Below are 545 nucleotides of genomic sequence, written 5' to 3' on the forward strand. Positions count from 1 at the left end.
GCTTTTGCATAGTCTGCCCCGACATCCAGCAAGGTTTTGACTTGTTCAATGGCATCACTTCCAGGAATAAAGGAACCTTTGCCCAAACCTTGACCCACAAGATCACGCATTTGTTTCTCAATCAGCTGCTTTTCAAAATAAGCATCGCCTAAGAAAAAAATCTCTCTGTCAGGATTGTAGCCAATTCTGTTCAAATAATAGGCTGAGCCATAAAACTTGCCAACATCAAGAAATTCTGCTCTAGTTTCATAAATGAAATTTTGATTGGGCAGCGTGCCCCCAACCCCACCCGATTGGGGCTTTGGTAAAGGGAGCCCCTCAGAAAGTTCCCCTGTATTATTGAGATCCACTTTTGGTATAAAGAGAGCGCCAGCCCCGGTTAAACCGCTTAAGGACTCCAGCGGATTGCCTTCAACGGTTTTTGCTTCAAAATGCGCATCCCCTGTAATCGAACCTTCCGCTGCCGTGTTATTGAGTTGATCGACCACCAAATTCAACGTGCCACCCGCTTGGACAAGACCAGGAACACTCTCCAAAGCTTCTGA

1 protein-coding gene is annotated in these 545 nt (G+C 46.1%); it reads right to left on the bottom strand.

The window, feature by feature from the left end; all coding sequences use genetic code 11:
- The coding region (locus ACFIQE_RS11350) for a hypothetical protein (protein ID WP_375707794.1) at positions 1–545 on the bottom strand (545 nt) is incomplete at both ends.

Origin of the sequence: Bartonella sp. AA1HLJMS (genome assembly GCF_042197445.1) — a bacterium.
Classification (GTDB): domain Bacteria; phylum Pseudomonadota; class Alphaproteobacteria; order Rhizobiales; family Rhizobiaceae; genus Bartonella.